Here is a 22,729-nt window from a genome sequence, read left to right as displayed (position 1 = left end):
TCACCGTTCTCGTGCTGTGTCCTCCCAGAGCAACAGGTCCGTCGTCTGCGCGGCATCGGCTGGTCGACCCAGGAGAAATCCCTGGGCCAGATCGCATCCGGCGGCAGTGAGGGCGTCCAGTTGGGCCTGAGTCTCGACGCCTTCGCCCACGACGGTCACACCGTAGGCCTTCGCGAGAGAAATGATGGCCGCCAACACATCTCGACCTCGATCGGTGTGTACGGCACCGATGTAGGTCTTGTCGATCTTGAAGCTGCCGATCACCGGAAAGCGTTCGAGGTAGGCCAGGCTGCTGTAGCCCTTCCCGACGTCGTCGAGTGACAATGCGACGCCTATCTCGTGTAGTGCCGTCAAGTTCGACGCCACCGTCCCGGTGTCCGCGAGCCATTCCGTCTCGGTCAGTTCGAGCACGATGTCGTGGGGTTGCGCACCGGTGGTGTCGAGCACGGCAGCCACTCGCCGCGGAAAGGACGGGTCGCGCAATTGCAGCGCACTGATGTTCACACGCACGCTCACGCTGCTGGACTTTCGCCACCGCACGAGCTGGCGGCACGCAGTGGTGAGTGCCCAGTCGTCGAGAAGTGTTGCCAAGCCGGTACGTTCGGCAACCGCGACGAATTCGGACGGTGCAACCGGGCCGAGGTCGGGTTGGGTCCAGCGGGCCAATGCCTCGACGGAGACGATGCGTCCGGTCGAGATGTCGATCAGTGGTTGGTAGGCGAGGGTCAGATCGCCGCGGGCGAGAGCCCGGCGTAGATCCACCGACATCGAGCGGACCCGGTCTGCGTCGTAGAGGTCGCTGGAGTCGAAGACGGCGTGCCCGGCCCGGGTGTCTTTGGCGCGGTACATCGCCAGGTCGGCCGATCGCAGGAGCTCACGTCGGGTCGAGCCCGAAGTGGAGACCGCAACTCCGATGCTGGCGCTCACCGGAATCGGGTCGTCGCCCTCGTCTTCGACGGTGGGAGCCGCGAGAGCGGAACGGATGCACTCGGCGACGCGTTCGGCATGCGCGACGTCGTCGATGTGATTGCAGATCATCAGGAATTCGTCACCGCCGAGTCTGGCCACGGTATCGCCAGGCTTCGCGGTCGCGGCCAGGCGGCGCGAGAAACGAACGAGGGCGCGATCACCGGCGTCGTGGCCGAGGCTGTCGTTGATGATCTTGAAATCGTCGACGTCGAGCAACAACAAGGCCACTCGGCCGCCGGTGCCCGCGACCTGTGCGAGCGCAGCGTCGATCGCGTCGTACGCCACCGCCCGATTCGGCAGCTCGGTCAACGGATCGTGGGCGCTGCGCCAGCGCAGCTCGCGGTCGAGTTCCACTCGTTCGAGTGCCGCCGACAGCACCCCGGCGACTGCGGAGACGAATGCGATGTCTCCGTCGCCGAAGAGGTGCGGTTCTCGGCCGAACAGAATCAGTACGCCCCACAGCCCGGCACCGATGGTGATCGGAACGGCGGCACCGCTGCGAAAGCCCAGGGCAGCCATGGCCGAGGTGTCGAATCGTGTTTCGGATTCGACGTCGGAACAGACGGTGATCGCCCTCCGCGCCAGGGCGTAACCGGTCAACGACCCGTCGCCGGTGGCAAGCACGAAGTCGTGTGGGAGTGTGCGGGTGATCGCGTCGATGGACAGAAGCGGGTCGGTCGAGTCACCCGAATGTCTGGCCAGTGCCGCAGACTCGACGCCCACCAACTTGGCCGCCGTGCTCGTGGCCGCCGTCAGCACCGTGTCGAAGTCCGCAGTAACGGCAAGAGAGCTCAACTCGGCCAGTGCCCGTTGCTCGACTGCGATTCTCTCCGCCGACGCAGCCGCGGCCACCAGATCGAGATCGCGTTGGTGGCCACGGGTACGGTCGCGAACGATCGTGGCGATCAGGTCGGGTTCTCGTCCGGAACGTCGGACGACGAACGTGGACAACGCAACGGGAATACCGGCGCCGGACACGAAGTGGCGTAATTCGGTACGGCCCTGCCAGTGACCGGTCGTCTGCAATGCATGTTCGACGTCGCCGGAGACTTCGAGTCCGCGGGCAGTGAAGAAATCTGCGGTGAACAGCCCTGACGGCGGCAGTTCCTCCAGGCCGACCATGCGGAGGCCGACCGGATTGACGTCGATCACGCTGCCGGAGAACGCGGACAGGGCCACCATGTCGGGCGATTCGTCGAACAGGGCACGGAGAACGAGCGGATCGAAGCCGGGATCGCTCATCGACGTCCGTTTCGCACTCGTCGCAGCGACGAGTCGGTGGGCACCGCCACCGACCATCGCAGAAGTCAGCGGAGTTGCTGTTCCTGCACACAGCATGGCGGTGCGCGCGCAAGATGACAAACACGCCGATTGTCATCACATCTGTACTACGTCCGGGTCCGCACTGGTGACGTGCGAACCCGGACGGCAAAACGCGAATGGGTCGAGAGGACTCCTCGACGTGACGGAGCCGGCCTCTATTTCGCCAGAGCCTCGGCGATGGTGACGACGCGCGTGGCCATGTGGGTCAGCGCTGCGCTCGTGGCGTCTTCGAGTTCGTTCTTGTTCTCGGGTCCGGTGACGTGGCTGACGCCGTAGGGGTTGCCGTCGGCGAACTTCAGTCCGTCGGTGTATCCGGGCGGAACCAGGACGCCGCCGAAGTGCATCAGCGATGTGTAGAGACCGATGAGCGTGGTCTCTTGGCCGCCGTGCGCGGTCTGGCTCGAGGTGAAGGCCGCGTATGCCTTGTTCGCAAGTTCACCCTTGGCCCAGTAGCCGCCGAGTGAGTCCATGAAGTTCTGGAACGGAGCTGCGGTGCTACCGAAACGCGTCGGAGATCCGAGGATGACCCCGTCGGCCCAGACGATGTCGTCGCCGCTGGCAGCGGGAAGATCCTTGGTCGCCTCGTAGTTGGCGGACCAGGCGGGGTTCTCGGCGAAGGTGCTGGGGTCGCGCGTCTCCGCGATGTGCCGCACGCGTACTTCGGCTCCTGCTGCCGTCGCTGCGTCGGCGAGCTTGTTCGCCATCGTGGATCCGTGGCCGGTCGCGGAGTAGTAGATGATTGCGATCTTCGTCATCGATGAGACCTTTCGTCGGGTGGACATCCGAAGTAGTTGCGATGTCAACTGCATTCGATGGTACCCATTATGATTGCTGTGTCAACTACCTAAAAGTTGTCGGTTGTCCGATCCGTGAGCAGCGTCGATAGTGGTGCCATGACCGTGCGCAATGCCGAGGTACCCGACGACGTCTTCGCGGACGTGAAGAAGCAGGTCTCCCAGTTCGTCCGATCGCGGGTGGTTCCGCGTGAACTCGAGATCATGAACGCCGATTCGATTCCCGACGATCTGCGGAGGCAGTCCGCCGAGATGGGGTTGTTCGGATACGCGATTCCGCAAGAGTTCGGTGGTCTCGGCCTGGACTTGGTTCAGGATGTCGAGATTGCCATGGAGCTCGGCTACACCACGCTGTCGTTGCGGTCGATGTTCGGCACCAACAACGGAATCGCGGGCCAGGTGCTCGTCGGGTTCGGCACCGACGAGCAGAAGGCAACGTGGTTGCCCGGCATGGCGGCCGGCGACGTCGTTGCGTCGTTCGCGTTGACCGAGGACGGTGCCGGCTCGAACCCGGCGGGGTTGAGAACGACTGCAGTAGTGGACGGTACGGGCTGGATCATCAGCGGAAGCAAGCGCTACATCACCAATGCGCCCATCGCGGACCTGTTCGTCGTGTTCGCGCGAGTGGATCCGAAGCCGAACAGCGGCAACGGGATCGCGGTGTTTCTGGTCCCCGCCGACGCCGCGGGTGTCGAGGTCGGTGACAAGGACGCGAAGATGGGCCAGCAGGGAGCAGGAACCGCGGATGTGACGTTCACCGACGTCGAGGTCGACGCCGACGCTCTGGTGGGCGGCAACGGTGACATCGGATACCGGGCGGCGATGACGTCGTTGGCGCGTGGCCGCGTACACATCGCTGCGCTCGCCGTCGGTCAAGCGCAGCGTGCCCTGGACGAATCCGTGTCCTACGCTGCGTCTTCCACGCAGGGTGGCGAGCCCATCGGCAATCATCAACTCGTCCAGGCGATGATCGCCGACCAGCAGACGGGAGTCATGGCAGGCCGGGCCATGGTGCGTGAGGCTGCCCGGGCCTGGGTGGAGGACACCGATCGACGGATCGCGCCGTCGGCGGTCAAGCTGTTCTGCACCGAGATGGTCGGGACAGTTGCCGACCTCGCCGTCCAGATCCACGGCGGCGCAGGGTATATGCGCGGCGTTGCCGTCGAGCGAATCTATCGAGATGTACGTCTTCTCCGCCTGTACGAGGGAACCAGCGAAATTCAGCGGCTGATCGTCGGCGGTGGGTTGATCCGTGCCGAGCAGAAGCGGAATCGTTGACCACCCTTGTCGAGCGTGGTTACTACAAGTCAGGTGAGCACGCGCTGCGCGGCGACCCGGTCTGCGACCGTGCTACCGACAGTGGCGATCTCGATGGCGAGTTCCTCGCGACTCCTGGTGTCCGACCCGTATACGAAGTTCGTGGATCCCACTGTGGCACCGCAGTATTCGATTATTCCGCGCTCGATCTGCGTTCGAATGGCCTGATGGACGCCATGGCGCTCGAAGCTGTCGGCATCGTCGCCCGCGACGACGACCAGGTGGACGGTGAGTCGGTCCAGCTTCTTCACGAATACTCTGTCTCCGTATTCGTAGGCCCAGCCCTCGACGAACACGCGGTCGATCCAGCCTTTCAGTAGCGCGGGCATCGACCACCAGTACATGGGGAAGGCGAGAACCAGGTGTTCGGCGCGGTCGATCCGTGATTGTTCCTCGGCTACGTCGGGCGGAGTGCTCCCGTTTCCGCGATACAGGCTCAGGTCCGCAGTCGAAAATCGCGGATCGAAGTTCTCCACAGCGAGATCGGCTGTCTCGACGGTGGTGCCAGTGGATCGGAGGGCCTCGACTACCGAATGGGCGACCTGGTGGGTCAGGGAGTGTGGGTCGGGATGGGACACTACGACGAGCGTGTTCATGACTGTTCCTTCGGCTGGGAAGATCGGCTATGTACGAACAGTAGGTTACTATTAGTACATAAGCAAGGAGGTAGCGGAATGGCACGGACTAGGCTGTCGCGCTCCGATCGATACACCCAGCTGATCGAGGTGTCCTGGGCGCTCGTGCGCGCAGAGGGAGCCGACGCGTTGACTCTCGGACGGCTCGCGGAGCATGCCGGTGTCGCCAAGCCTGTGGTGTACAGCCACTTCGCTTCCCGCGCCGAACTTCTCGCCGCTCTGTTCACCGAATTCGATGCCAGGCAGGCGGCGATGCTGGAACAGTCTCTCGATTCGGCACCCATGACGGTGCGCGGCCGGGCGCAGGCCATTGCCGACTCCTACGTGGGGTGCGCCTTGGCCCAGGGGAGCGAATTGACGGGTGTGCTTGCGGCACTGGAAGGTTCACCGGAACTCGAACAGGTCAAGCGCACCGCCGAGCGAGCTTACTTCGAGCGATGTCGAGACATACTGCGACCGTTCACCGACGCCGACGGCATGTCCACGCCGTCTCTGACCGCCGTGTTCGGAGCCGCAGACGCGTTGTCCCAGGGGGCCGTGTCCGGCGTGCTCACACCCGGCGAAGCGATCGGGGAGTTGACCGATCTGATCGTCTCCGCGGTCGATCGGTCCTGAACCGGCGTCCTCGCTCTCCCGTCAGTGAGCTGACGGGACCCGAGCGCCCAATGTGGCTGCAGCTCGGCGCACTTCGGCCACGAGCTTGCTGCGGGCGTCCTCGTCGAACGACTCCGCCGGACCTGTGACGCCGAGGACGGCGGCCAGGGTGCCGTCCTGAGCGCGTACCGGTGCGGTGACCGACGCGATCCCGAACAGTCGTTCACTGATCGAGAACGCATATCCGTCTCGATGTATCTGCTCGAGTTGGCGACGCAAGTCGGCTTTGGTCAGGACGCTCCCGTCGGCATGGGCGATCTCGGCGACGCCTGCCACCGCGTCTGCTACTTGCGCAGCGTCCATCTCGGCGAGGATCGTCTTGCCTGCCCCGCCGAGATGCAGCGGGAGTCGCTCGCCGACGGGGAGGACATAGCTGAGCGGATGATCGCTCTCGACGCGTGCGATGAGTACTCGGCTGTACTCGACGCGCACGTAGATCGATGCGGTGAACCCGGTGTTGGCGGCGAGCTGCTGCAGGATCGGCTGGGCGAGCACGCTGAGCGGGTTGGTCACCATGAACGCGTGTGCCACGGCGAGGGCAGCAGGGCCCGCAGTGTATCCGTCCGCCGATCGTGCCGCGAACCCTCGCTCCAGCAGTACGCCGAGGATGCGCTGCACTGTGGCGATATGCAGGTCGGCGAGACGAGCGAGTTCGCTCAGCCGAAGAGGTTGCTTCGCCGACTGGAGAACGGTCAGGACATCGAATGCTCGATCGAGTGATCGCATGTTGCCTGCAGGCGCTGCCATTGCCGTCCTCTCCACGGGGTCCGTTCAAGAGAACTTATCACTGTGCGATAACGCCGATAGTGGCACGTCAGCGCAGTGCGGTTGCGTTGCACGGTGAGCCCACACCGCCGACGATCGGCAGCGGTTTGACGGTGAGCATGGTCTCCCACGTGCCGGTGGCGCGGCTGTCTGCAACCAGTTCGGTGAGGTTCCACAATTCGCCCAGTGGAACACCGAGTTTCGCGATCAACTCCTGGTGCATCATCCCGCTGTCCTCGGGTGCCGAAAGCTGGAACGGGCTGTCGTCGAGCACCGGCAGTACTTCCACGGCGAACGTGTCGGTGGCGAACAGTGCGATCTTGTTGTCCCACAACCACTCGAGCAACGCCGGGTGTTGAGCGAATCCGGTAGCGCGCCGTCCCTCGCGGACGCAATTCTGCTCTTCGCTCGTCGCATTCAGATACCACCGGGCCCAACCGGTATGGACGAGAATCAGATCTCCCGGTCGGACGTCGGCCTGCTGTCGACGGACGGCGTCGTCCAACGTGTGCGCGTCCAGTGCCGGTCCGTCGAGGTGGTCGAGAGGGGTGCCGTTCTCGACCATCATCCCTTCTATGTCGAGGACCAATCCGCGCCCGACGATCGGTGCGTCCGCCCACGCTTGCACTCCCAGGCGTGGGGCACCGGCGACGATGGACTCGTCGTCGACCCCGTCGTAGAAGCCGTGACCGGAGACCCTGCGGTGACGGAGACCGTCGAGGTGACTGCTCGTCTGCAGAAAGAAGTGGTCGAGAAGGTCGTCTCGAGATTGCTCATGGGCGCTGACGATGGTGTGCGTCGGTGCTGACCGCGAGCGCGCCATGGGTGGATCGAACGCTCCGACCGAATAATCGAGACTGAAGACGACGCCGCGAGTGATGATCCGGGTTGCGTCCACCACCTGCACGGGCCCGGCGAAATTGGCGGTACCCCGGTCGGGATCGTCGAACAGTCCCCAGCTGGACCCGGCCGGTGCACCGTCGTTGCGCGCCACCAGGTCTGCATAGGGTGAACCCGTATGCAGACCCGGTGCTGCGTGTCGATCCGTCATGCGTGTTCCGCAGTCGCCGTCCGAGCGGAGTCCTCGGTCGAGGACGATTCGTCGGCGGATCGGTGGAAATACGACAACGCGAATGCGAGCAGTCCTGCAACACCAGCGGAACCGTATGCCCACGGCGCGAGCAGTTCCTCTATGTGCGTGACGAACTCGCCGTTGCCGGCGATGAGCCCGCCCCCCTGAAGGGCGACGATCGCCAGGCCGCCGAGCAGGAAGGCCACCACGCTGATCCTGAAGATCGTCGAGATGCATTTTTCGAGCATGGACTTTCCTTTCGTGGTGCTGATCAGCTGACCGGGAGCAGGCCGAGTGCGATGAGAACTCCGACGCCGAGGATGGGGACGCAGTAGTACTTGAGCAACGGAACGAACATCTTTGCCGGGTCGACGCGTGCAATACCTGCAGCGACGTAGATCGGGGCTCCCGACGGGGGCGACGCGCCCTCTGTGGATGCGAAGACCAGTACGGCTGCGGCCGCGACCGGTGCGGGTATCCCGACACCGACGAGTGCCGCAACGGCGACGCCGCCGACAGCAGCCATCGTGGCCGACGCGGTGAGCGGGATGGCGATGACAACGATGATGACGCCGACCAGAATGGCCATCAGCCAAGCGGGCGCGCTGAGATTTGCCAGCACGGTGGTCAGCTGCTCGGGAAGCCCGAGATCTCCGAGGACGTTGGAGGCGGAGAACGCTGCCACGATCGTGACGCCGATGACGCCGAACTGAGGAGCGGTGTCGCCGAGGATCTTCCACCATCCTTTACCGGTCTTCGGGAGATGACGACGGCCGAGGAAGAACACCAGAAGAATCATCAGAACCGGGATCCACGTGATCAGGCTGAGCGCGCTGGACATCACGAGGTCGGTGTACTCGGCGATGGGAACCGCAATCGGACCGCGGGTGAGCGCCAACGGAATGATGATCGGCACGAAGAGCAGAAGCGACGTCCATCCGGCGCGCAGACTCTTTCGAGCGGGAATGCGGTCTTCCTCGGCGATGGGCTGCAGGCCGTTCTTGCGGACCAGGTAGTAGTTCAGCGCCAATCGGTAACCGAGACACCATAAGCCGGCCAACGCAAGGGGGAGAATGATCTCGTCGGGTTCCATCAAGCCGGTGACGGTAGTGGAGCCGACGAGGATGAACATGGTCGCGCTGAAGGGGAAGGTCACACCCATTCCCGCACAGCCGGCGACGACGGTGGCGGACAGTTCGCCGCTGACGCCGGATCGCTTCATCCACGGCACCGTCACGGATCCGACGGCGGCGGTGACGGATGCACCTACGTGTGCGATGGCACCGAACATGCCGCCCGCCACCGTCGAGGTATAGATCGGTCCGCCGCGCAGGCGGCCGAAGAAGGTGTTCAGGATATCGATGAGGCGGTCGAGTACCGGGGTCTTGGCCAGCACGAAGCTCATGAAGATGAAGGCCAGCCCGGCGAAGGTGACCTCTTCCTGCATCGAGTCGAGAAATCCGTGCCACATGTATTCGGGTGCGCTCCGGCCGGCGAATGCACCGACCACCAGAAACCCGACGATCATCGACTCGCCGATGTTTCGTTTCAGCACCGCATTCCAGAAGATGATGGCGACGATGAACGACACCAGTGCCCAGATGGCGATCATGATGCGGTCCTGGCTGCGATGATCGCGGCGCGGCGCTGCGCTTCGTCGGCCTCGACGGCGCGGCCACCGGCCAGGCTGCCGAACGCTTCGGCAGCGGGGACGATGATGACACCGTCGTCATCGGCGACGACGAGATCACCGGGGTTGCAGACGACGCCGCCGACCGCGACAGGTATGTCGTTGTAGCCGGGACCGTCCTTGTAGGGGCCCGCGGGGTTGACCGCTCGGGCCCAGACTCCGAAGCCGATCTCCTCGAGCACGTCGATGTCTCGTGCTGCGCCGTCGATGACCATGCCTACGCACCCACGGGAGCGGGCGCGCTCGGCGAGCAGTTCCCCCATCAGGGCGCGGTTGAGGTCGCCATGTCCGTTGATGACGATCACCTCACCGGGAAGCACTTTGGCGACCGCCGCCTGCAGTGCCTTGTTGTCTCCCGCTCGCGTCCACACCGTACGCGCCCGACCCACGGTGCGAGCGCCCTTCCACATCGCGTGAATACCCGAGTCGACCATTCCCATACGTTGGCGAGCGTCGCCGATGTTCGCGACCGGCAGCCCTGCGTAGGCCTCGGCGAGTTCGCCGACGTCGCGCCCGTTGGCATCGGCCAATCCGGCATGCAGCTCGGCGGCCGCCGAGGCGAGAATCGGACGGACACCCAGCTCGTCGAGCAGGTCCACCGATGCCGCCGCCTCCACCGCACGACGGGCCGCGTGCTTCCGGGTACCGTCGCGCAGCCGATCGAGGGCATCGAAGCCACCCGACAGCTCGGCGGCGATCTGACCGCGAACCCACTGCTCGGCGTCTGCCGCAGCACCGGCGTCGGTGGATTCCACGATGAGGGCACCGAGGCCCTTCATGAAGCTGCTGCGCAGCAACTTTCGTCGTGACGCGTCGCCGGGCGCCCCGCCGATATCTTCGACGGGTGCGCCCACGGCCCGGAAATGCTCTGCTGCTGCGCCGGACCCCGAACCGCTGACAACCAGGGCTGTGCGTGCTCCGTTCGCCGGGACGGAACCGATTACGGCGACGTCGGCGAAAGTGACGCCGGCGGCCGTCACCGCTGCTGCCACGTCTTTTTTCACGGTGGCAGATGCGGAGTTCATGTCCGCGTAGGTCGTTCCCGCGCTCAGGTGTGGGGCCGCCGCTGCTGCGGCCTGCACGGCCACCTTGGAGCTCGTCAGGCTCAGAACCAGGTCGGCATCGGCCACTGCGTCCGAGACGTCGGCGAAACGAGTGACGTCCGACGGCGTTGCAGTGTCGGCAGGGTCGAAACCGGCTACCTCCCAGCCGACTGCCGCAAATCCCGACGAGTAGAGGGTGCCCGCTTCGCCGAGACCGAGAATCGCTACTTTCATGTCTTCCTCTCATAGAGTGATAAGTCCTATCACTTGATGCTGTAATGGTGGTCACAGTGAGGTGAAGTTGTCAAGTACGTGACACCCAGAGTTTTCGACGAAAAACGCCCCTCGTGCAAAATCCACACCGCGCACAGCGGAAGTGAATTCGGACGAGGGGCGTGGATTCGGCCCGAGGGCTCGGTCAGACGGTGACCGCCGACAATTTCGGGGCGCGACGGTGGAAAGCCGTCTCGGCTTCGAATGCATGTGCCACCCGAAGCAGCAGGTGATCGGCGCGATCGGCGGTGACGATCTGCAATCCAACCGGAAGGCCGGATGAGCTGAAGCCGCCGGGCATCGACAGTGACGGCAGGCCTGTCGCCGAGATCAGCGAAGCGGCCCGCATCCAGTCGAGGTAATTGTTCATCGGCGTGCCGTCGACGACGGCGGGGTACTCCTCGTCCGCGGGGAACGGAAGTACCTGAACGGCAGGCGCGATCAACACGTCGTATCGCGAGAAGAACTGCCGCACTGCCGCATCGAGATTCTTGCGAGCGGTGTTGGCGGAGATCATGTCTCGGGTCGTGAGCGCCATTCCCTTGTCGACGTTCCACTGCACGGCGCCCTTCATGTGGTGCCGGTGTTCGTCCAGCAGGTGGCCGTAGGCGGTAGCGAAGTCGAACGCACGCGTCGTCTGGAACACCTCGTCCGCGTCGGACAAGTCCGGGCAATCGACGTCCACACTGGCACCGAGTTGCTCGAACACGTGCAGTCGGCGGCTCAGGACGTCGATCACCTCACGGTCGACGGGTATGCCGAGACCGAAATCCGTTGTCCACGCGACTTTCAGCCCACGCAGCGAGCCGGCCTCCTCCGAGCGGTACGAGTCGTCCAGCGGGAGACCACGAGGGCTGGACGCATCCGGACCGGCGAGTGCGCGCATCAGAAAACGCACGTCCTCGATGTCGTGCGCGAGCACGCCCTGCCGAGCGATCCAGGCCCACGGGTTCTTGGCGGGCAGCATCGGAATTCGGCCCGACGACGGCCGGTATCCGACGAGGTTGCAGAACGATCCCGGAGTGCGCAGCGACCCGCCCATGTCCGACCCGTCGCCCGCCGGTTGTATCCCGGCGGCGATGGCGGCGGCGGCACCGCCACTGCTGCCGCCGGCACTGCGAGTCGGATCGTACGGATTGGTGGTGGTACCGAACAGCGGATTGAAAGTGTGTGAGCCTGCGGCGAATTCGGGAACGTTGGATTTGCCGGTGGTGTTGACACCTGCGCGCTTGAGGCGGGCGATGATGCCCGAGTCCTCGGTGGGGATGTTGTCGGCCAGAATCGGCGAGCCGAAAGTCGTGCGCAGACCGGCGGTCAGGTGATTGTCCTTGTGCGTCATCGGGACGCCGTGCAGGACGGGCAGTGCCTCACTGGACACCGTTGCGCGGTCCGCTGCACTCGCACGTTCGGTCGCCGCATCGATGTCGAAGGTGACGATCGCGTTGACGATGGGGTTGACTTCGTCGATGCGAGCCAGATGCGACTCGAGCGCCTCGCGGGCCGAGATCTCGCGATTGCGGATGTGTGCCGCCAGCGCTCGCAGGGACAGTGACTGAATGTCGCGGGTCATGAAACTCCTCGCTTCGATCCGGATCGACCGGAGTTGTTGTCGCAAGCCTGTTTCAAGACTGCACCACCACGCGGAGTGCGCCGGTCCATCGTCGTCCATTGAGCGTTTTCGCCGTTCGATTGGCGGTTTCGCTCAGACGGCCGAAAATTCCACACATGCAACATATCGGCAACGTGAACCGACTTGAGTGAGCAGGACATCCGAGCCCGGGGCTCGGTCGCAATCCGACGGTATGCGAAAGAGAGTCAATCATGTCCAGTCAGATCGACGGTCCACCGGCAACTGCGGATGCGCCCGAAACACGAATGCCCTGGGGACTGAAGACACTGTTCCGCCTCGTGTCCGGCATCGAACGCGTCGGCAACAGACTGCCGCACCCCTTCCTGCTGTTCTGGCTTCTGGCCGCAGTGCTGGCAGTGGTCAGCGCGATCCTGGCCGCCCTGGGCACCGGAGTGGTGCTACCCAGCACCGGTGAGGTGTCGATGGTTCGCAGCCTGCTCAGCAGTGACGGCGTAGCCATGATCTTCGGAACGGCACTGGACAACTTCGCGGGGTTCGCGCCGCTCCCCATCATCGTGACCGTCATCCTGGGCGTGTCCGTCGCCGAGCATTCCGGTGTGCTCACCACGCTGCTGCGCGCCACCATCGTGAAGCTGCCCGCCAAGTGGGTGACGTTCTCGGTTGCCTTCGCCGGGACCATGTCTCACGTCATGTTCGATGCGGCATTCATCGTCGTCCTTCCGCTGGCGGCAATGGCGTTCAAGGCAGCGGGCCGAAGTCCTGTACTGGGCATGATGGTGGCGTTCGTAGCCATCGCCGGTGGCTACAACGCGTCACCGTTGATCACACCCAGCGATGCCATCATGTCGTCGTTGACGACCTCCGCCGCTCAGATCGTCGACGCCGATTACAGCGTGACCCCGGTGGACAACTACTTCTTCAGTCTTGCGTCGTCGCTGGTGATTTCGGTCTTCATCACCCTGGTGGTGGAGTTGGTGATGGCCAAGCACATGAATCTCGATGCCGACGAGGGCGTCGAGGACGGCGCAGAGAAGCTGGCGCTGGATCTCGAGCCGATCGAGAAGAAGGGAATGCGCCGCGCCGGAGCAGCTTTGGCGGCGTACGTGGCCGTCGTCGTCGCCGCCCTGCTTCCTGCCTCGTCGCCGCTGCGGGGTGAGGACGGCGGGTTCGTGCAGTCGATCGTGCTGCAGAACATCGCGTTCTTCATCGCGATCGCTTTCGTACTGGTGGGGTGGGTGTACGGACGGACCACCGGCAGTCTTCGGCAGCTCCGTGAGATCCCGGAATCGATGGCCGTCGGCATCAAGACCCTTGCTCCGATCCTGGTGCTGTTCTTCGCGATTTCGCAGTTCCTCGCCTACTTCAAGTGGACCGGCATCGGTAACGTGGTCGCGGTCGAGGGCGCGGAACTGTTGAAGGCCGGTGGATTGCACCCGCTGGTGGTGTTCGCGATGATGCTGGTGCTGATCTCGGTGATGAACCTGCTCGTCACCAGCGGTTCGGCCATGTGGTCGATGCTGGCCCCGGTTCTCGTGCCGATGCTCATGTACATCGACGTCAACCCGGAAACGACCCAGGCCGTCTACCGAATCGCCGACTCCTGCACCAACGCGATGACCCCGATGTCGGCCTACTTCGTGCTCACCCTCGGACTCATCCAGCGCTACAAGAAGAACGCGGGCATCGGTACCCTCGCCTCGTTCACCATCCCTGTCGCGCTGGGCATGCTGATCGTGTGGGCGGCGTTGTTCGCAGTCTGGTACTTGCTCGGCATCCCGCTGGGCCCCGGCGCGCCCATTCGTTGACCGCAGGGACCCCGTCGTACCGGGTCAGTACAGGTACGACGCGGAGTCCGCGGCCAGCAGACGGTTGCCGCTGCGCTTGGTGGCCCGCAGAATCGATACCACCGAGATCGCGTCGGCCAGGGTGGTCCAATCGGACGTAGTTGTCATGCGATGCAACGCCATTCGATCCGGGCACGCGAGGTTCACGAGCAGACTGTCGGATCCTGCGAGGGCCACCGCGTACCGAACCTCGGAATGTGCGAGCAATAGCTCGACCAGTGCTTCGTGGTGTCGAGGCGGAACCTTCACCCAGGCAAGGGCTTCCGCCGAATATCCCAGCAAGGCCGGTTCGACGACCACCCGCAGTCGGGATTTGTTGGTCTGCTCCAGCGTGTCCATGTGGCGTCGGACAGTGTTCTCGGTAGCGCCGACGACGCGCGCGATGTCCGAGGTGGGCGTCCGGGCATCCTCGGCCAGGACGCGCAGAATGCTGCGGTGCAGGGTCGAGATCTCCGGTCCCACACGGCCGTCCGGTTGGTAGCCCTCGTGTACGGGAGGCGTCAGGGCCGCGATCTGGTGCGCATTCAGAATCGCCGGCCGCCACTCGCGGACCGAGCGATAGACCCGCGTGATGGGATCGACCCGAATGCGTCTGATCCCGGTGATGCCGGGTAGGTCGTCGAGCATCAGATCCGCCAGATGGGCATCGTCGACCAGGACTTCGGCGACGCATTCCTCGTGCCCCGACGTGGCGTACACGAACATCGTGTCGTCGCGGCGCGCCAACCCGACTGCCACGGCGCGTGCCATCCCGACGTGACATCGAGCTCGCAGAACGACTGCGCCTGTTGCGCCGATGACTCCGACGACGCGTACGTCCCCGGAATCGAGTAGTTCCTTGCCGCGTCGGGTGACGGTGCGTTCGGGTTCGCCGAGCGCATCGGCGATGCTGACCCAGGACGCTCGGGGATTGACCTGCAGCGCCGCCGTGATTCGGCAACTCAGCGAGTCCAACTCGTCGGAGCGCTGCCTCATGCGCACACCTTCGCTCGTCGTGCCGAGTTGTGTCGGCCGGTGGAGAAACAGGTTCGGTGCCCGAGGATCACCAGCTGATCCTCGGGCACCGATACTACGAAGTCCAGCTCAGAAGATTCCGCTGTATGCATTGAGGGCCGGCTGACCACCCAGGTGTGCGTAGAGAACGGTGGAGTCCTTGCCGATGTCTCCCTGCTGAACCAGATCGATCAGTCCGGCCATGGACTTGCCCTCGTACACCGGGTCGATGATCACGCCTTCGAGACGGCCGGTGAGCTTGATGGCCTCGATCGTGGACTCGACGGGAATGCCGTAGTAATCGCCGGCCCAGCCTTCGAGGACGGTGATCTCGTCGTCGCGAAGATCGCGCCCCAGTTCGATGAGTTCTGCGGTGTTACGGGCGATTCGGGCCACCTGATCGCGGGTCTGAGCGATCTTGGCGGATGCATCTATGCCGATCACTCGACGCGGCCGATCCTGCCCGGCGAAACCGGCGATCATGCCGGCATGCGTCGACCCGGTCACGCTGCACACCACGATCGTGTCGAAGAAGATGCCGAGCTCCTCTTCCTGCTTCTGTACTTCGTACGCCCAGTTGGCGAAGCCGAGTCCACCGAGCTTGTGGTCGGAGCCGCCCGCGGGAATGGCGTAGGGCTTGCCGCCCGCTCGCTCGACGTCCTCGATGGCCTTCTGCCAGCTGTCCTTGAATTCGATGCCGAAGCCCGACGGATCGAGGCGGACGTCTGCACCCATGATGCGGGAGAGCAGGATGTTGCCCACCTTGTCGTTGACAGAGTCCGGCCAGTCGACCCACTTCTCCTGCACAAGAACGGCTTTGAGTCCGAGCTTCGCTGCGACCGCGGCCACCTGCCTCGTGTGATTGGACTGCACGCCACCGATCGAGACCAACGTGTCGGCACCCTGCGCGAGCGCGTCGGGAACTATGTACTCGAGCTTGCGGGTCTTGTTGCCGCCGTAGGCCAATCCTGCGTTGACGTCTTCTCGCTTGGCCCAGATCTTTGCTCCGCCGAGGTGTGCGCTCAATCGTTCCATCGGGTGGATCGGGCTCGGGCCGAAGGTGAGGGGATAACGCTCGAAGTCCGCGATCGCCACGTGGTTCTCCTTTGATCGGTGTGTCATGCAGGATGCAATATATCGCATACTGTACGTCGCGCGCCTAGTCAGCGAAAGCGGTGGGCTACGATATTTTGCATGCCGGTCCCCGTCGAGCTCGGAAAACACAAGCGCTCTCTGCTGCGCGACAACGCCTACGTCTCGATTCGCGATGCCATCGTCGACGGCACCTTCGCGCCCGGCGAGCGGCTGCGGGATACCGAACTCGAGCAGTGGCTCGGGGTATCGCGTACGCCTATTCGCGATGCCATGGCGAGACTGGAACTGGCGGGCCTCGTGCACACCCAGCCCGGGCGTTCGACCATCGTCTCGACCATCGAACGCAAGGCGGTGCTGGACGCCCAAGCGGTCGCGGCATCGATGCACGCCCTCGCGGTCCGGACGGCGGTACCGCTGATGAACAAGCGCGACATCGCCGCGATGCGTCGAGCCAACAAGGATTTCGCCGCTGCATTCACCCGAGGCGATGTGGACCTCGCGCTGGCCGGCGACGACGCATTCCACGCAGTCGCCGTACAAGCGAGTCAGAATCAGGTCGTGGTCACGGTTCTCGAGCAGGTGACGCCGACCCTGCGCCGACTCGAACGCCTACGATTCGCCTCGCTGGTGGGCCGCGATTCGATAGCCCAGCACGAACGAATCATCACCCTGTGCAGTGAGGGTGACGCGGACGGCGCGGCCGCTGCAGTGCAGGAGAATTGGGAGTCGTTGTCGCTGCTCGTCGATCACGAGGGCGTAATACCGGGAAACTGAGACCACCGGACGCTGACGAAAACCGGAGTGGCCGCGCCGCATCGACGGCATAATCGGCCCATGGCCGACTTCAACGACATCATCATCGACGAGTTTCGAAGCAACGGTGGCCACGTGTCCACGGCCGGCTTCGGTGATTCACTGGTCGTTCTGCACACGATCGGTGCCAAGAGCGGTGCGGTGCGGCTCAACCCACTCATGGCGATTCGGGAGGGAGAGAGCTGGTTGGTGGTCGGCTCGGCTGCCGGGTCACCGAAAGATCCAGCGTGGGTGCACAATCTGCGCGCCCATCCGGCCATCGACATCGAGGCACCCGGAGACGGAGGTATTCGAACCGTTGCAGTCGACGCCGACGAGATTCCGGAATCCGAGTGGGACCGGCAATGGCAGAAGTTTCTCGACGCTTCGGACGGATTCGCGAAATATACGGAAACGGCCGAGGGCAGGCGGTTTCCGATCTTCCGCCTGACCCCGACCGCCGAGTGAATCAGTTCTGCGTGTCGTCCTCGGGTGGATGCGGGACGTTCTCTTCGTCGACGTGAGCACCGACTGCAGCCTCGTCTCGAGATTCTTCGCGCGGTCCGTCGTTGCTGCCCTCGGATGGAATCTCTGCACCTGCGTCGGTCGGCATCGTCATGAGCACTCCTGATCGTCGGTCGGTTGGTTGCTGCGCTCTGCATGCCCCGCTTACGGTGGACTCAACCGTCGAGCGATCGATTCCTCTTGATTAGCATCGTCAGGTATGGGACCTGATCGATCGACGCCAGCTCGCGACCTGACACAGGCGATTGCCGAAGCGACGAGGTCTTTCTTCGCACCGTCCAGTCTCGACGACACCCTGCGCGGCGTGACGGAGAGCGCCAGATCTCTGATACCCGCGGTCGATTGCGCCGATATTCTCGTGGTGGCGGGGCCGAAGAAGTACCAGTCGCACGCCGCGACCAGTGAGCTGCCGGTTCGCCTGGACGCGATGCAGGAACGCCTCGACGAGGGGCCGTGCATCGATGCCGCACGAAGCGAGCTGTTCGTGCGATGCAACGACTTCCGCTCCGATTCCCGCTGGCCACGTTTCGGTCCGGAGGCGGTGGGAGCAGGGGTTCTCAGTAGCCTGTCCTTCCGTCTCTACACCAACGAGGACACCATCGGGGCGCTCAACCTGTTCGCACTGACCAGTGATGCGTTCAGCGACGAGGACGAGGAACTGGGTCGCGTGCTCGCAACCCACGCTGCGGTGGCGTTGTATGCGGCGAACAAGACCGAGCAGTTCAAGTCCGGCTTGGCTTCACGGGACATCATCGGCCAGGCCAAGGGCATGTTGATGGAGCGCTACGGCATCGACGCGGTACAGGCGTTCGACCTGATTTCACGGCTGTCGCAGACCGAGAACGTCCCGGTGGCCACCTTGGCCGCAGAACTCGTCGACCTCGGTTCCGAATCGAACAAGGGACGCTCGTCCCGATAGGCTCGCCGACTGTTCACACCGTGTGCCGACGAGCGGGTGCAGTCGGTGGTACCGGATGGTCGTGAGTCGACCCTGCGAGCACTGTTGCCTCGTAGACGCGTGAGGTGTCCTCGGCGATGCGGTCCCACGAGAAGCGGGATTGCGCACGATCGGAGCCCGACACCCCCAGCTCGAAACGCCTGGAGTCGTTGCGTACGAGCAGGGCCAGCTCTCGTGCCAAGCGACGACGGTCGCCCGGCCTGATCGAGCGGCCGGTGACCCCGTCGATCACCAGCTCGCCCGCGTAGCCCGCTCCGTACGCGACGACGGGAAGCCCGCATGCCATGGCTTCGAGGGTGGCGATCCCTGCCGATTCGGTCGGGGACAGGCAGACGAACACGTCGGCCGACCTCAACAGCGACGACATGTGGCGATGGCGGACCGGGCCGGTGAACACGGTGCGGCCGGCCATGCCGTGTGCTGCGGCCGTCGTGCGTAGCTGCGCGACGCCGCGGGAATCGCGTGGCTCGCCGTCGACGACGACCAATTCGGTGTTCTCGAGCTTTCCGAGCAGTTCGATGATGGTCGATACGTCCGCGTCCGACCCGACGGTCGTCACCCGACACGCGGCACCGCTGCGTGGTGCGGTCGGTCCGGAGGGATCGAAGTCACTCAGATCCACCCCGGTCGGGACGATGGACACCTTGGCTCTGGCGACGCCCATCCGCGTCAACATGTCGGCCTCGTCGGGACATGACGCGATGATGCGGCTCGCCGATCGAGCGATCTTCTTCTCCATTGCGGCCCGGGGAACCATCGAATCGGTGCCGGCCGCCGGGGATACGGGTCGGTCGGTCGCGGCGAGACCGTGGAAGGACATCACCGTGGGGACGCCCGTCGCGCCGGCGGCCAGTACGGTTGCCAGCCCCGACACCCATGAATGTGCATGTGCAACATCCGGTCTGGTTCGGAGCAAGTGATCGCGGAGCGAGGAGGCGAACGCACTCGTGTGAGGAATCGATTCCTCTTCGGTCATCTGGACAGCCGGCCCCGCAGACAGGTTGACCACCCGGTAACCGTCGGGGGTGAGCAGCTCGTCCTCGTGATCCGGATTCTGCTTCCTGGTGTACACATCGACCCGGGTGCCGGCGCGGGCCAGCGACGAAGCCAACCGATCGAGCTGGGCAGCCGATTGTTCTGCCTCGATGCCGGCCGCATCCATTATCGGACTCACGTGTTCGGAGACAAGCGCAACGTGCATATCGATTCGATCCCTGATGGGTTCGCACGGCCCCTTTCGGGCGCATAGCCCGGCACCGGTGAAGGGTGTGGGATATGCCGACCCGATTTTGGAGTCAGCGTGCTCGAGACGCGGCCAGCACGGTCATCGCAACTGGGCGTCGAACAACACCCTATTACGTGGAGCCGCGTTGCGAAACCTCACACGAGGGAGTTGCCATCGCTGGAACGCTCACAACGGGCAGTGCCGACGTTCGTTGTGGTCGAAGCGGGGAGCGTGTTCGGTACAGCTCTCGGGTGCTGGATCGCGGTCGGTTCAACCGTCAACCGCTGACAATCGAAGCGGCGTAGCGTGTTTCGCCAGGCGCAATTGTGTATACACTGTTTCCACGCGGTTGAGGAGAAGCCCCGTAGTCAGGAAGTAGCGACTGCGAGATGTGCCCGACCGCGTTCTTCGACACCTGATGGACCGAGACTCGTTTTCTCGAGAACTGGTGTCAGAGGCAGCCGACAGTCTCCGGTCGCGAGCCGGTGGAGGTGGGCAATGGTGTTTCTACGGTCGGTGCACAGTGATCCGGAATCGATTCGATTGTCGTTCTGTGGGCCGGACAATCCCGAGGACGGCGCATTCGCGCTGTCCGTGGACGAACTCGTCGGCGGACCGGTCGTCATCCGCATCGCCGGGTCGATCGACAGATCGGCAATTCCGGTCATCGGAGAATGCGTAGCGGATGCCGTTCGAAGTGCGGTGAAACCGGCGAGAGCCGAACAGGTTTCGAATTCCTGCACAGGCGAGACGCCTGCGCGGTCGGCGTGACCGGCAGTTCCGCACCGCGCACGATCGTCGCCGCGGTGTATCTCGCGGTGGTCGTCGGCGATCACCCGGGCGACAGCGCCCGATGAGTGCAGTGGCAGTGCCCACGGTCGGAGTGGAGGAGAAGTTCTTCCTCGCCGACATCGACATGCTGCGTCCGGTGGCGGTCGGCCCCGGTGTCGTCGCGCATGCCCGAGCAGCGGGAATCGATGCCGTCTCGGAGCTGACCGAGGTGCAGGTGGAGGCCAATTCACCTCCGCTGCAGTGTCTTCGCGAATTGCGGGAGAACGTGATCTCCACCCGCGCCACGCTGTCGGCGGTGGCCCTGGCACAGGGAGCCCACCTACTGGCGGCAGGTGTCTCGCCGGTTGCGCCTGCTGATCGTGGCCGCCTGCCCATCTCCGACGGCTCTCGCTATCGGCGTCTTGCCGAGACCTACGGGGCACTGGCAGAGAGCGTTGCCACGTGTGGGGGTCACATTCATGTCGAGGTGCCGGACAAGGAGACGGCGATCGGGGTATGCAATGTCGTACGGCCCTGGCTCCCCACGCTTCTGGCGATGACGTGCAACAGCGCGATCCACGACGGCGTCGACACTCGGCACTCGAGTTGGCGTTCGACGGTGTGGGGCAGGTGGCCGACTGCTGGTCCGCCCCCTCACCTGAGTTCGACGGCGGAGTACGAAGACCTGGTCGGCTCGATGATCGAGACCGGCATGATTCTCGACGAAGCATCGCTCTACTGGGATGTACGGCCCAGCTCCCACCAGCCGACCGTCGAGGTGCGGGTCGGCGACGTACCTGCCGTCGCCGAGGAGGTGGTGTTGTCCGCTGCACTGGTCCGCGGTCTCGTCGTCACGGCCCTTCGGTCCATCGACCGCGGCGAGCCGGCACTCGTCGTGGCCGAGAATCATCTCGCAGCGGCATACCACCGTGCCCGCATGGATGGATTGACCGGCGTCGGAGTGGATCCGAGCACCGGGAAACCGGTGTCGGCATCGAGTCTGCTCCGATCGCTCGTCCGCTACGTGGAACCAGCGCTGACCAGCACAGGCGACCTCCGCTGCGTACAGACTTCCCTCGAACGGTTGACGCAACTCGGGAACGGCGCGCAACGCCAACGCCGGATCTTCTCGCGCAATGCAGACGCTGCCGCCGTCGCTGCTCACGCAGCCCGATTCACTACTGCCGAGTGGAACTCGCCGGTGGCACAGGACGCGGGTTGATCGCGGTGGTCGATCCTGTCCATAGTCTGCGGGCCTCACCACCAGCTGGTCACTGAGTAAGCCAGATGCGCCGTCTGGCAATGGCTTTGATCCGCGTCACCATGACGGGGCTGAGGCCGAACTCACCGAACACGCTGCCGGGGTCGCGGTCGAGGATATCCAGCACAGTGCGGTAGAAGTCCTGAGTCGACATGGCGAAGGCGGACCGGATTTCGTCGTCCGGTCCGCCTCCGTGATTCACCCATCTCAGGGCAAAGTCGATCATGGCTCGGTCTGTGTCGGAATAGAACGCAACCGGCCGCTCTGCCCCCGCAGAAGTATGTCGATTCTGCATGATCCACCTCCTGGAACTGACTGTCGATCCGAAATTAGCACTGCTCTCGAATACGTGCCAAGGGTCCGGCATCAGCAATACAGAACCGAATATCGGTCGCACATCCCGTGTTTGGACTGCCGTCGTGCGTGGAAGTCGATACACAGCTCGGCGTACGCGCCCGGGCCGTGCGGTCGAGTCAGGGGCCGGAGGTTCAACCCCTGCAGCCTCCGGCCCCGCGCCCACAGAACCAGTCGCTGAAACAATCCGGCGAACACCTTCGACGAATCAGGTACGGAGCGTGTGTGATGGACACCGATGCAGAACAGCGTCTACCGACCGAGGTCGATGCCTCCGCGGTATGTAGGAAGATCGCCGACCTGGCGCAGACGTACGACATCGCGATCGGCACCGCCGAATCGCTGACCGCCGGAAATCTCGCGGCCATGCTCGGCAAGGCACCGTCCTCGGGGCAGTGGTACCGCGGCGGTATCGTCGCCTACCACGAGAGCGTGAAGCACACGCTGCTCGAGGTCCCCGACGGCCCGGTCGTCAGCGAGCAGGCCGCGGCGGCGATGGCTCGATCGACGGCGTCGTTGATCGGAGCACATCTGACGATCGCCGTCACCGGCGAAGCCGGGCCGCAAAGCCAGGAAGACCAACCACCGGGGACGGTGTGGGCAGCGGTGTACGACCGCGGCGACGTGAGCACCGAATGCAAGCACTTCGAGGGTGAACCGGAAGAAGTTCTGGCCCGGACCATGGCGTTTTCCCTCGATACCCTGCTGCGCCACGCGCGGAAACGGGCCCACAGGTAACCACCGCCGGGTGAGTGCAGACAACTGTTCGTCAACGAGATCGGAGC

23 protein-coding genes are annotated in these 22,729 nt (G+C 64.2%); 9 read left to right on the top strand and 14 right to left on the bottom strand.

The window, feature by feature from the left end; genetic code table 11:
• Both E4P29_RS06905 and wrbA read right to left on the bottom strand, forming a co-directional pair.
• The gene (locus tag E4P29_RS06905; protein WP_135043088.1) at window positions 1-2,211 is read right to left on the bottom strand and encodes an EAL domain-containing protein; all 2,211 of its coding nucleotides are present in this window, start codon (window positions 2,209-2,211) and stop codon (window positions 1-3) included.
• A gap of 236 nt (window positions 2,212-2,447) precedes the next feature.
• Window positions 2,448-3,047 (bottom strand): NAD(P)H:quinone oxidoreductase, encoded by a 600-nt coding sequence (gene wrbA / locus E4P29_RS06900; protein ID WP_135043086.1) that lies wholly within the window; start codon window positions 3,045-3,047, stop codon window positions 2,448-2,450.
• A 138-nt stretch (window positions 3,048-3,185) separates the two neighbouring features.
• Here wrbA and E4P29_RS06895 point away from each other — a divergent pair, with 138 nt between their 5' ends.
• Window positions 3,186-4,364, top strand: coding sequence for an acyl-CoA dehydrogenase family protein (locus E4P29_RS06895; protein WP_135043084.1), 1,179 nt, complete (start codon window positions 3,186-3,188; stop codon window positions 4,362-4,364).
• A 29-nt stretch (window positions 4,365-4,393) separates the two neighbouring features.
• Here E4P29_RS06895 and E4P29_RS06890 read toward each other — a convergent pair whose 3' ends face one another.
• Window positions 4,394-4,999 (bottom strand): NAD(P)H-dependent oxidoreductase, encoded by a 606-nt coding sequence (locus E4P29_RS06890; protein WP_135043082.1) that lies wholly within the window; start codon window positions 4,997-4,999, stop codon window positions 4,394-4,396.
• 78 nt (window positions 5,000-5,077) lie between these two features.
• Here E4P29_RS06890 and E4P29_RS06885 point away from each other — a divergent pair, with 78 nt between their 5' ends.
• Window positions 5,078-5,653 carry a TetR/AcrR family transcriptional regulator gene (locus E4P29_RS06885; protein WP_135043080.1) on the top strand — a complete coding sequence of 192 codons (576 nt, stop codon included), beginning with the start codon at window positions 5,078-5,080 and terminating at the stop codon, window positions 5,651-5,653.
• Between the two features lie 21 nt (window positions 5,654-5,674).
• Here the strand turns inward: E4P29_RS06885 and E4P29_RS06880 are convergent, their stop codons facing one another.
• The 6 genes from E4P29_RS06880 to E4P29_RS06855 form a co-directional block, all read right to left on the bottom strand.
• A complete protein-coding gene (locus tag E4P29_RS06880; RefSeq protein WP_135043078.1) occupies window positions 5,675-6,439 on the bottom strand; it encodes an IclR family transcriptional regulator in 765 nt (254 codons plus the stop codon).
• A 67-nt stretch (window positions 6,440-6,506) separates the two neighbouring features.
• The gene (locus E4P29_RS06875; RefSeq protein WP_135043075.1) at window positions 6,507-7,508 is read right to left on the bottom strand and encodes a cyclase family protein; all 1,002 of its coding nucleotides are present in this window, start codon (window positions 7,506-7,508) and stop codon (window positions 6,507-6,509) included.
• Window positions 7,505-7,777, bottom strand: a complete 273-nt coding sequence (locus E4P29_RS06870) for a hypothetical protein (RefSeq protein WP_245154198.1) — start codon at window positions 7,775-7,777, stop codon at window positions 7,505-7,507. The genes E4P29_RS06875 and E4P29_RS06870 overlap by 4 nt, the downstream gene beginning before the upstream one ends.
• 23 nt (window positions 7,778-7,800) lie before the next feature.
• Entirely contained in the window at window positions 7,801-9,141 is a 1,341-nt protein-coding gene (locus E4P29_RS06865; protein WP_135043073.1) for a TRAP transporter large permease subunit, read from the bottom strand.
• On the bottom strand, window positions 9,138-10,496 hold the full coding sequence (locus tag E4P29_RS06860) for an NAD(P)-binding domain-containing protein (protein ID WP_135043071.1): 1,359 nt from the start codon (window positions 10,494-10,496) through the stop codon (window positions 9,138-9,140). The genes E4P29_RS06865 and E4P29_RS06860 overlap by 4 nt, the downstream gene beginning before the upstream one ends.
• 184 nt (window positions 10,497-10,680) lie before the next feature.
• Window positions 10,681-12,105 carry an amidase family protein gene (locus E4P29_RS06855; protein WP_135043069.1) on the bottom strand — a complete coding sequence of 475 codons (1,425 nt, stop codon included), beginning with the start codon at window positions 12,103-12,105 and terminating at the stop codon, window positions 10,681-10,683.
• 251 nt (window positions 12,106-12,356) lie between these two features.
• Here E4P29_RS06855 and E4P29_RS06850 point away from each other — a divergent pair, with 251 nt between their 5' ends.
• Window positions 12,357-13,931, top strand: coding sequence for an AbgT family transporter (locus E4P29_RS06850; protein ID WP_245154197.1), 1,575 nt, complete (start codon window positions 12,357-12,359; stop codon window positions 13,929-13,931).
• Between the two features lie 24 nt (window positions 13,932-13,955).
• Here E4P29_RS06850 and E4P29_RS06845 read toward each other — a convergent pair whose 3' ends face one another.
• Together E4P29_RS06845 and E4P29_RS06840 are read right to left on the bottom strand one after the other, a co-directional pair.
• Window positions 13,956-14,945, bottom strand: a complete 990-nt coding sequence (locus E4P29_RS06845; RefSeq protein ID WP_135043067.1) for an Lrp/AsnC family transcriptional regulator — start codon at window positions 14,943-14,945, stop codon at window positions 13,956-13,958.
• 108 nt (window positions 14,946-15,053) lie between these two features.
• Window positions 15,054-16,058, bottom strand: coding sequence for a 1-aminocyclopropane-1-carboxylate deaminase (locus E4P29_RS06840; RefSeq protein WP_135043065.1), 1,005 nt, complete (start codon window positions 16,056-16,058; stop codon window positions 15,054-15,056).
• A gap of 99 nt (window positions 16,059-16,157) precedes the next feature.
• On the opposite strand from E4P29_RS06840, the gene E4P29_RS06835 reads away from it, so the two are divergent.
• Window positions 16,158-16,832 (top strand): GntR family transcriptional regulator, encoded by a 675-nt coding sequence (locus E4P29_RS06835; protein WP_135043062.1) that lies wholly within the window; start codon window positions 16,158-16,160, stop codon window positions 16,830-16,832.
• A gap of 60 nt (window positions 16,833-16,892) precedes the next feature.
• Window positions 16,893-17,318, top strand: a complete 426-nt coding sequence (locus tag E4P29_RS06830; protein ID WP_135043060.1) for a nitroreductase/quinone reductase family protein — start codon at window positions 16,893-16,895, stop codon at window positions 17,316-17,318.
• Between the two features lies 1 nt (window position 17,319).
• Here E4P29_RS06830 and E4P29_RS25885 read toward each other — a convergent pair whose 3' ends face one another.
• On the bottom strand, window positions 17,320-17,469 hold the full coding sequence (locus tag E4P29_RS25885) for a hypothetical protein (RefSeq protein ID WP_167735401.1): 150 nt from the start codon (window positions 17,467-17,469) through the stop codon (window positions 17,320-17,322).
• A gap of 105 nt (window positions 17,470-17,574) precedes the next feature.
• Between E4P29_RS25885 and E4P29_RS06825 the strand changes: the two genes are divergently transcribed.
• A complete protein-coding gene (locus E4P29_RS06825) occupies window positions 17,575-18,294 on the top strand; it encodes a GAF and ANTAR domain-containing protein (protein ID WP_135043058.1) in 720 nt (239 codons plus the stop codon).
• A 13-nt stretch (window positions 18,295-18,307) separates the two neighbouring features.
• On the opposite strand, the gene E4P29_RS06820 is transcribed toward E4P29_RS06825, so the two are convergent.
• Entirely contained in the window at window positions 18,308-19,507 is a 1,200-nt protein-coding gene (locus E4P29_RS06820; RefSeq protein ID WP_167735400.1) for a glycosyltransferase, read from the bottom strand.
• Between the two features lie 549 nt (window positions 19,508-20,056).
• On the opposite strand from E4P29_RS06820, the gene E4P29_RS06815 reads away from it, so the two are divergent.
• Together E4P29_RS06815 and E4P29_RS06810 are read left to right on the top strand one after the other, a co-directional pair.
• On the top strand, window positions 20,057-20,329 hold the full coding sequence (locus tag E4P29_RS06815) for a hypothetical protein (RefSeq protein WP_135043054.1): 273 nt from the start codon (window positions 20,057-20,059) through the stop codon (window positions 20,327-20,329).
• Between the two features lie 82 nt (window positions 20,330-20,411).
• Window positions 20,412-21,551, top strand: a complete 1,140-nt coding sequence (locus E4P29_RS06810) for a glutamate--cysteine ligase (RefSeq protein ID WP_135043052.1) — start codon at window positions 20,412-20,414, stop codon at window positions 21,549-21,551.
• Window positions 21,552-21,600: 49 nt separating this feature from the next.
• On the opposite strand, the gene E4P29_RS06805 is transcribed toward E4P29_RS06810, so the two are convergent.
• Window positions 21,601-21,885 (bottom strand): DUF3263 domain-containing protein, encoded by a 285-nt coding sequence (locus tag E4P29_RS06805; RefSeq protein ID WP_167735399.1) that lies wholly within the window; start codon window positions 21,883-21,885, stop codon window positions 21,601-21,603.
• 287 nt (window positions 21,886-22,172) lie between these two features.
• Between E4P29_RS06805 and E4P29_RS06800 the strand changes: the two genes are divergently transcribed.
• A complete protein-coding gene (locus E4P29_RS06800; RefSeq protein ID WP_135043048.1) occupies window positions 22,173-22,682 on the top strand; it encodes a CinA family protein in 510 nt (169 codons plus the stop codon).
• Window positions 22,683-22,729 lie beyond the last annotated feature (47 nt).

Source organism: Rhodococcus sp. 1R11 (assembly GCF_004563845.1).
Classification (GTDB): domain Bacteria; phylum Actinomycetota; class Actinomycetes; order Mycobacteriales; family Mycobacteriaceae; genus Rhodococcoides.
This window is presented reverse-complemented; position numbering and strand designations above follow the sequence as displayed.

What these genes read in the sequence shown, in the direction of transcription:
- E4P29_RS06810 (WP_135043052.1), top strand. Translation starts at nt 20,412, where the DNA reads ATGAGTGCAGTGGCAGTGCCCACGGTCGGAGTGGAGGAGAAGTTCTTC.
- E4P29_RS06895 (WP_135043084.1), top strand. Translation starts at nt 3,186, where the DNA reads ATGACCGTGCGCAATGCCGAGGTACCCGACGACGTCTTCGCGGACGTG.
- E4P29_RS06835 (WP_135043062.1), top strand. Translation starts at nt 16,158, where the DNA reads ATGCCGGTCCCCGTCGAGCTCGGAAAACACAAGCGCTCTCTGCTGCGC.
- E4P29_RS06825 (WP_135043058.1), top strand. Translation starts at nt 17,575, where the DNA reads ATGGGACCTGATCGATCGACGCCAGCTCGCGACCTGACACAGGCGATT.
- E4P29_RS06855 (WP_135043069.1), bottom strand. Translation starts at nt 12,105, where the DNA reads ATGACCCGCGACATTCAGTCACTGTCCCTGCGAGCGCTGGCGGCACAC.
- E4P29_RS06850 (WP_245154197.1), top strand. Translation starts at nt 12,357, where the DNA reads ATGTCCAGTCAGATCGACGGTCCACCGGCAACTGCGGATGCGCCCGAA.
- wrbA (WP_135043086.1), bottom strand. Translation starts at nt 3,047, where the DNA reads ATGACGAAGATCGCAATCATCTACTACTCCGCGACCGGCCACGGATCC.
- E4P29_RS06870 (WP_245154198.1), bottom strand. Translation starts at nt 7,777, where the DNA reads ATGCTCGAAAAATGCATCTCGACGATCTTCAGGATCAGCGTGGTGGCC.
- E4P29_RS06875 (WP_135043075.1), bottom strand. Translation starts at nt 7,508, where the DNA reads ATGACGGATCGACACGCAGCACCGGGTCTGCATACGGGTTCACCCTAT.
- E4P29_RS06815 (WP_135043054.1), top strand. Translation starts at nt 20,057, where the DNA reads ATGGTGTTTCTACGGTCGGTGCACAGTGATCCGGAATCGATTCGATTG.
- E4P29_RS06800 (WP_135043048.1), top strand. Translation starts at nt 22,173, where the DNA reads ATGGACACCGATGCAGAACAGCGTCTACCGACCGAGGTCGATGCCTCC.
- E4P29_RS06885 (WP_135043080.1), top strand. Translation starts at nt 5,078, where the DNA reads ATGGCACGGACTAGGCTGTCGCGCTCCGATCGATACACCCAGCTGATC.
- E4P29_RS06865 (WP_135043073.1), bottom strand. Translation starts at nt 9,141, where the DNA reads ATGATCGCCATCTGGGCACTGGTGTCGTTCATCGTCGCCATCATCTTC.
- E4P29_RS25885 (WP_167735401.1), bottom strand. Translation starts at nt 17,469, where the DNA reads ATGACGATGCCGACCGACGCAGGTGCAGAGATTCCATCCGAGGGCAGC.
- E4P29_RS06830 (WP_135043060.1), top strand. Translation starts at nt 16,893, where the DNA reads ATGGCCGACTTCAACGACATCATCATCGACGAGTTTCGAAGCAACGGT.
- E4P29_RS06860 (WP_135043071.1), bottom strand. Translation starts at nt 10,496, where the DNA reads ATGAAAGTAGCGATTCTCGGTCTCGGCGAAGCGGGCACCCTCTACTCG.
- E4P29_RS06880 (WP_135043078.1), bottom strand. Translation starts at nt 6,439, where the DNA reads ATGGCAGCGCCTGCAGGCAACATGCGATCACTCGATCGAGCATTCGAT.
- E4P29_RS06905 (WP_135043088.1), bottom strand. Translation starts at nt 2,211, where the DNA reads ATGAGCGATCCCGGCTTCGATCCGCTCGTTCTCCGTGCCCTGTTCGAC.
- E4P29_RS06845 (WP_135043067.1), bottom strand. Translation starts at nt 14,945, where the DNA reads ATGAGGCAGCGCTCCGACGAGTTGGACTCGCTGAGTTGCCGAATCACG.
- E4P29_RS06890 (WP_135043082.1), bottom strand. Translation starts at nt 4,999, where the DNA reads ATGAACACGCTCGTCGTAGTGTCCCATCCCGACCCACACTCCCTGACC.
- E4P29_RS06805 (WP_167735399.1), bottom strand. Translation starts at nt 21,885, where the DNA reads ATGCAGAATCGACATACTTCTGCGGGGGCAGAGCGGCCGGTTGCGTTC.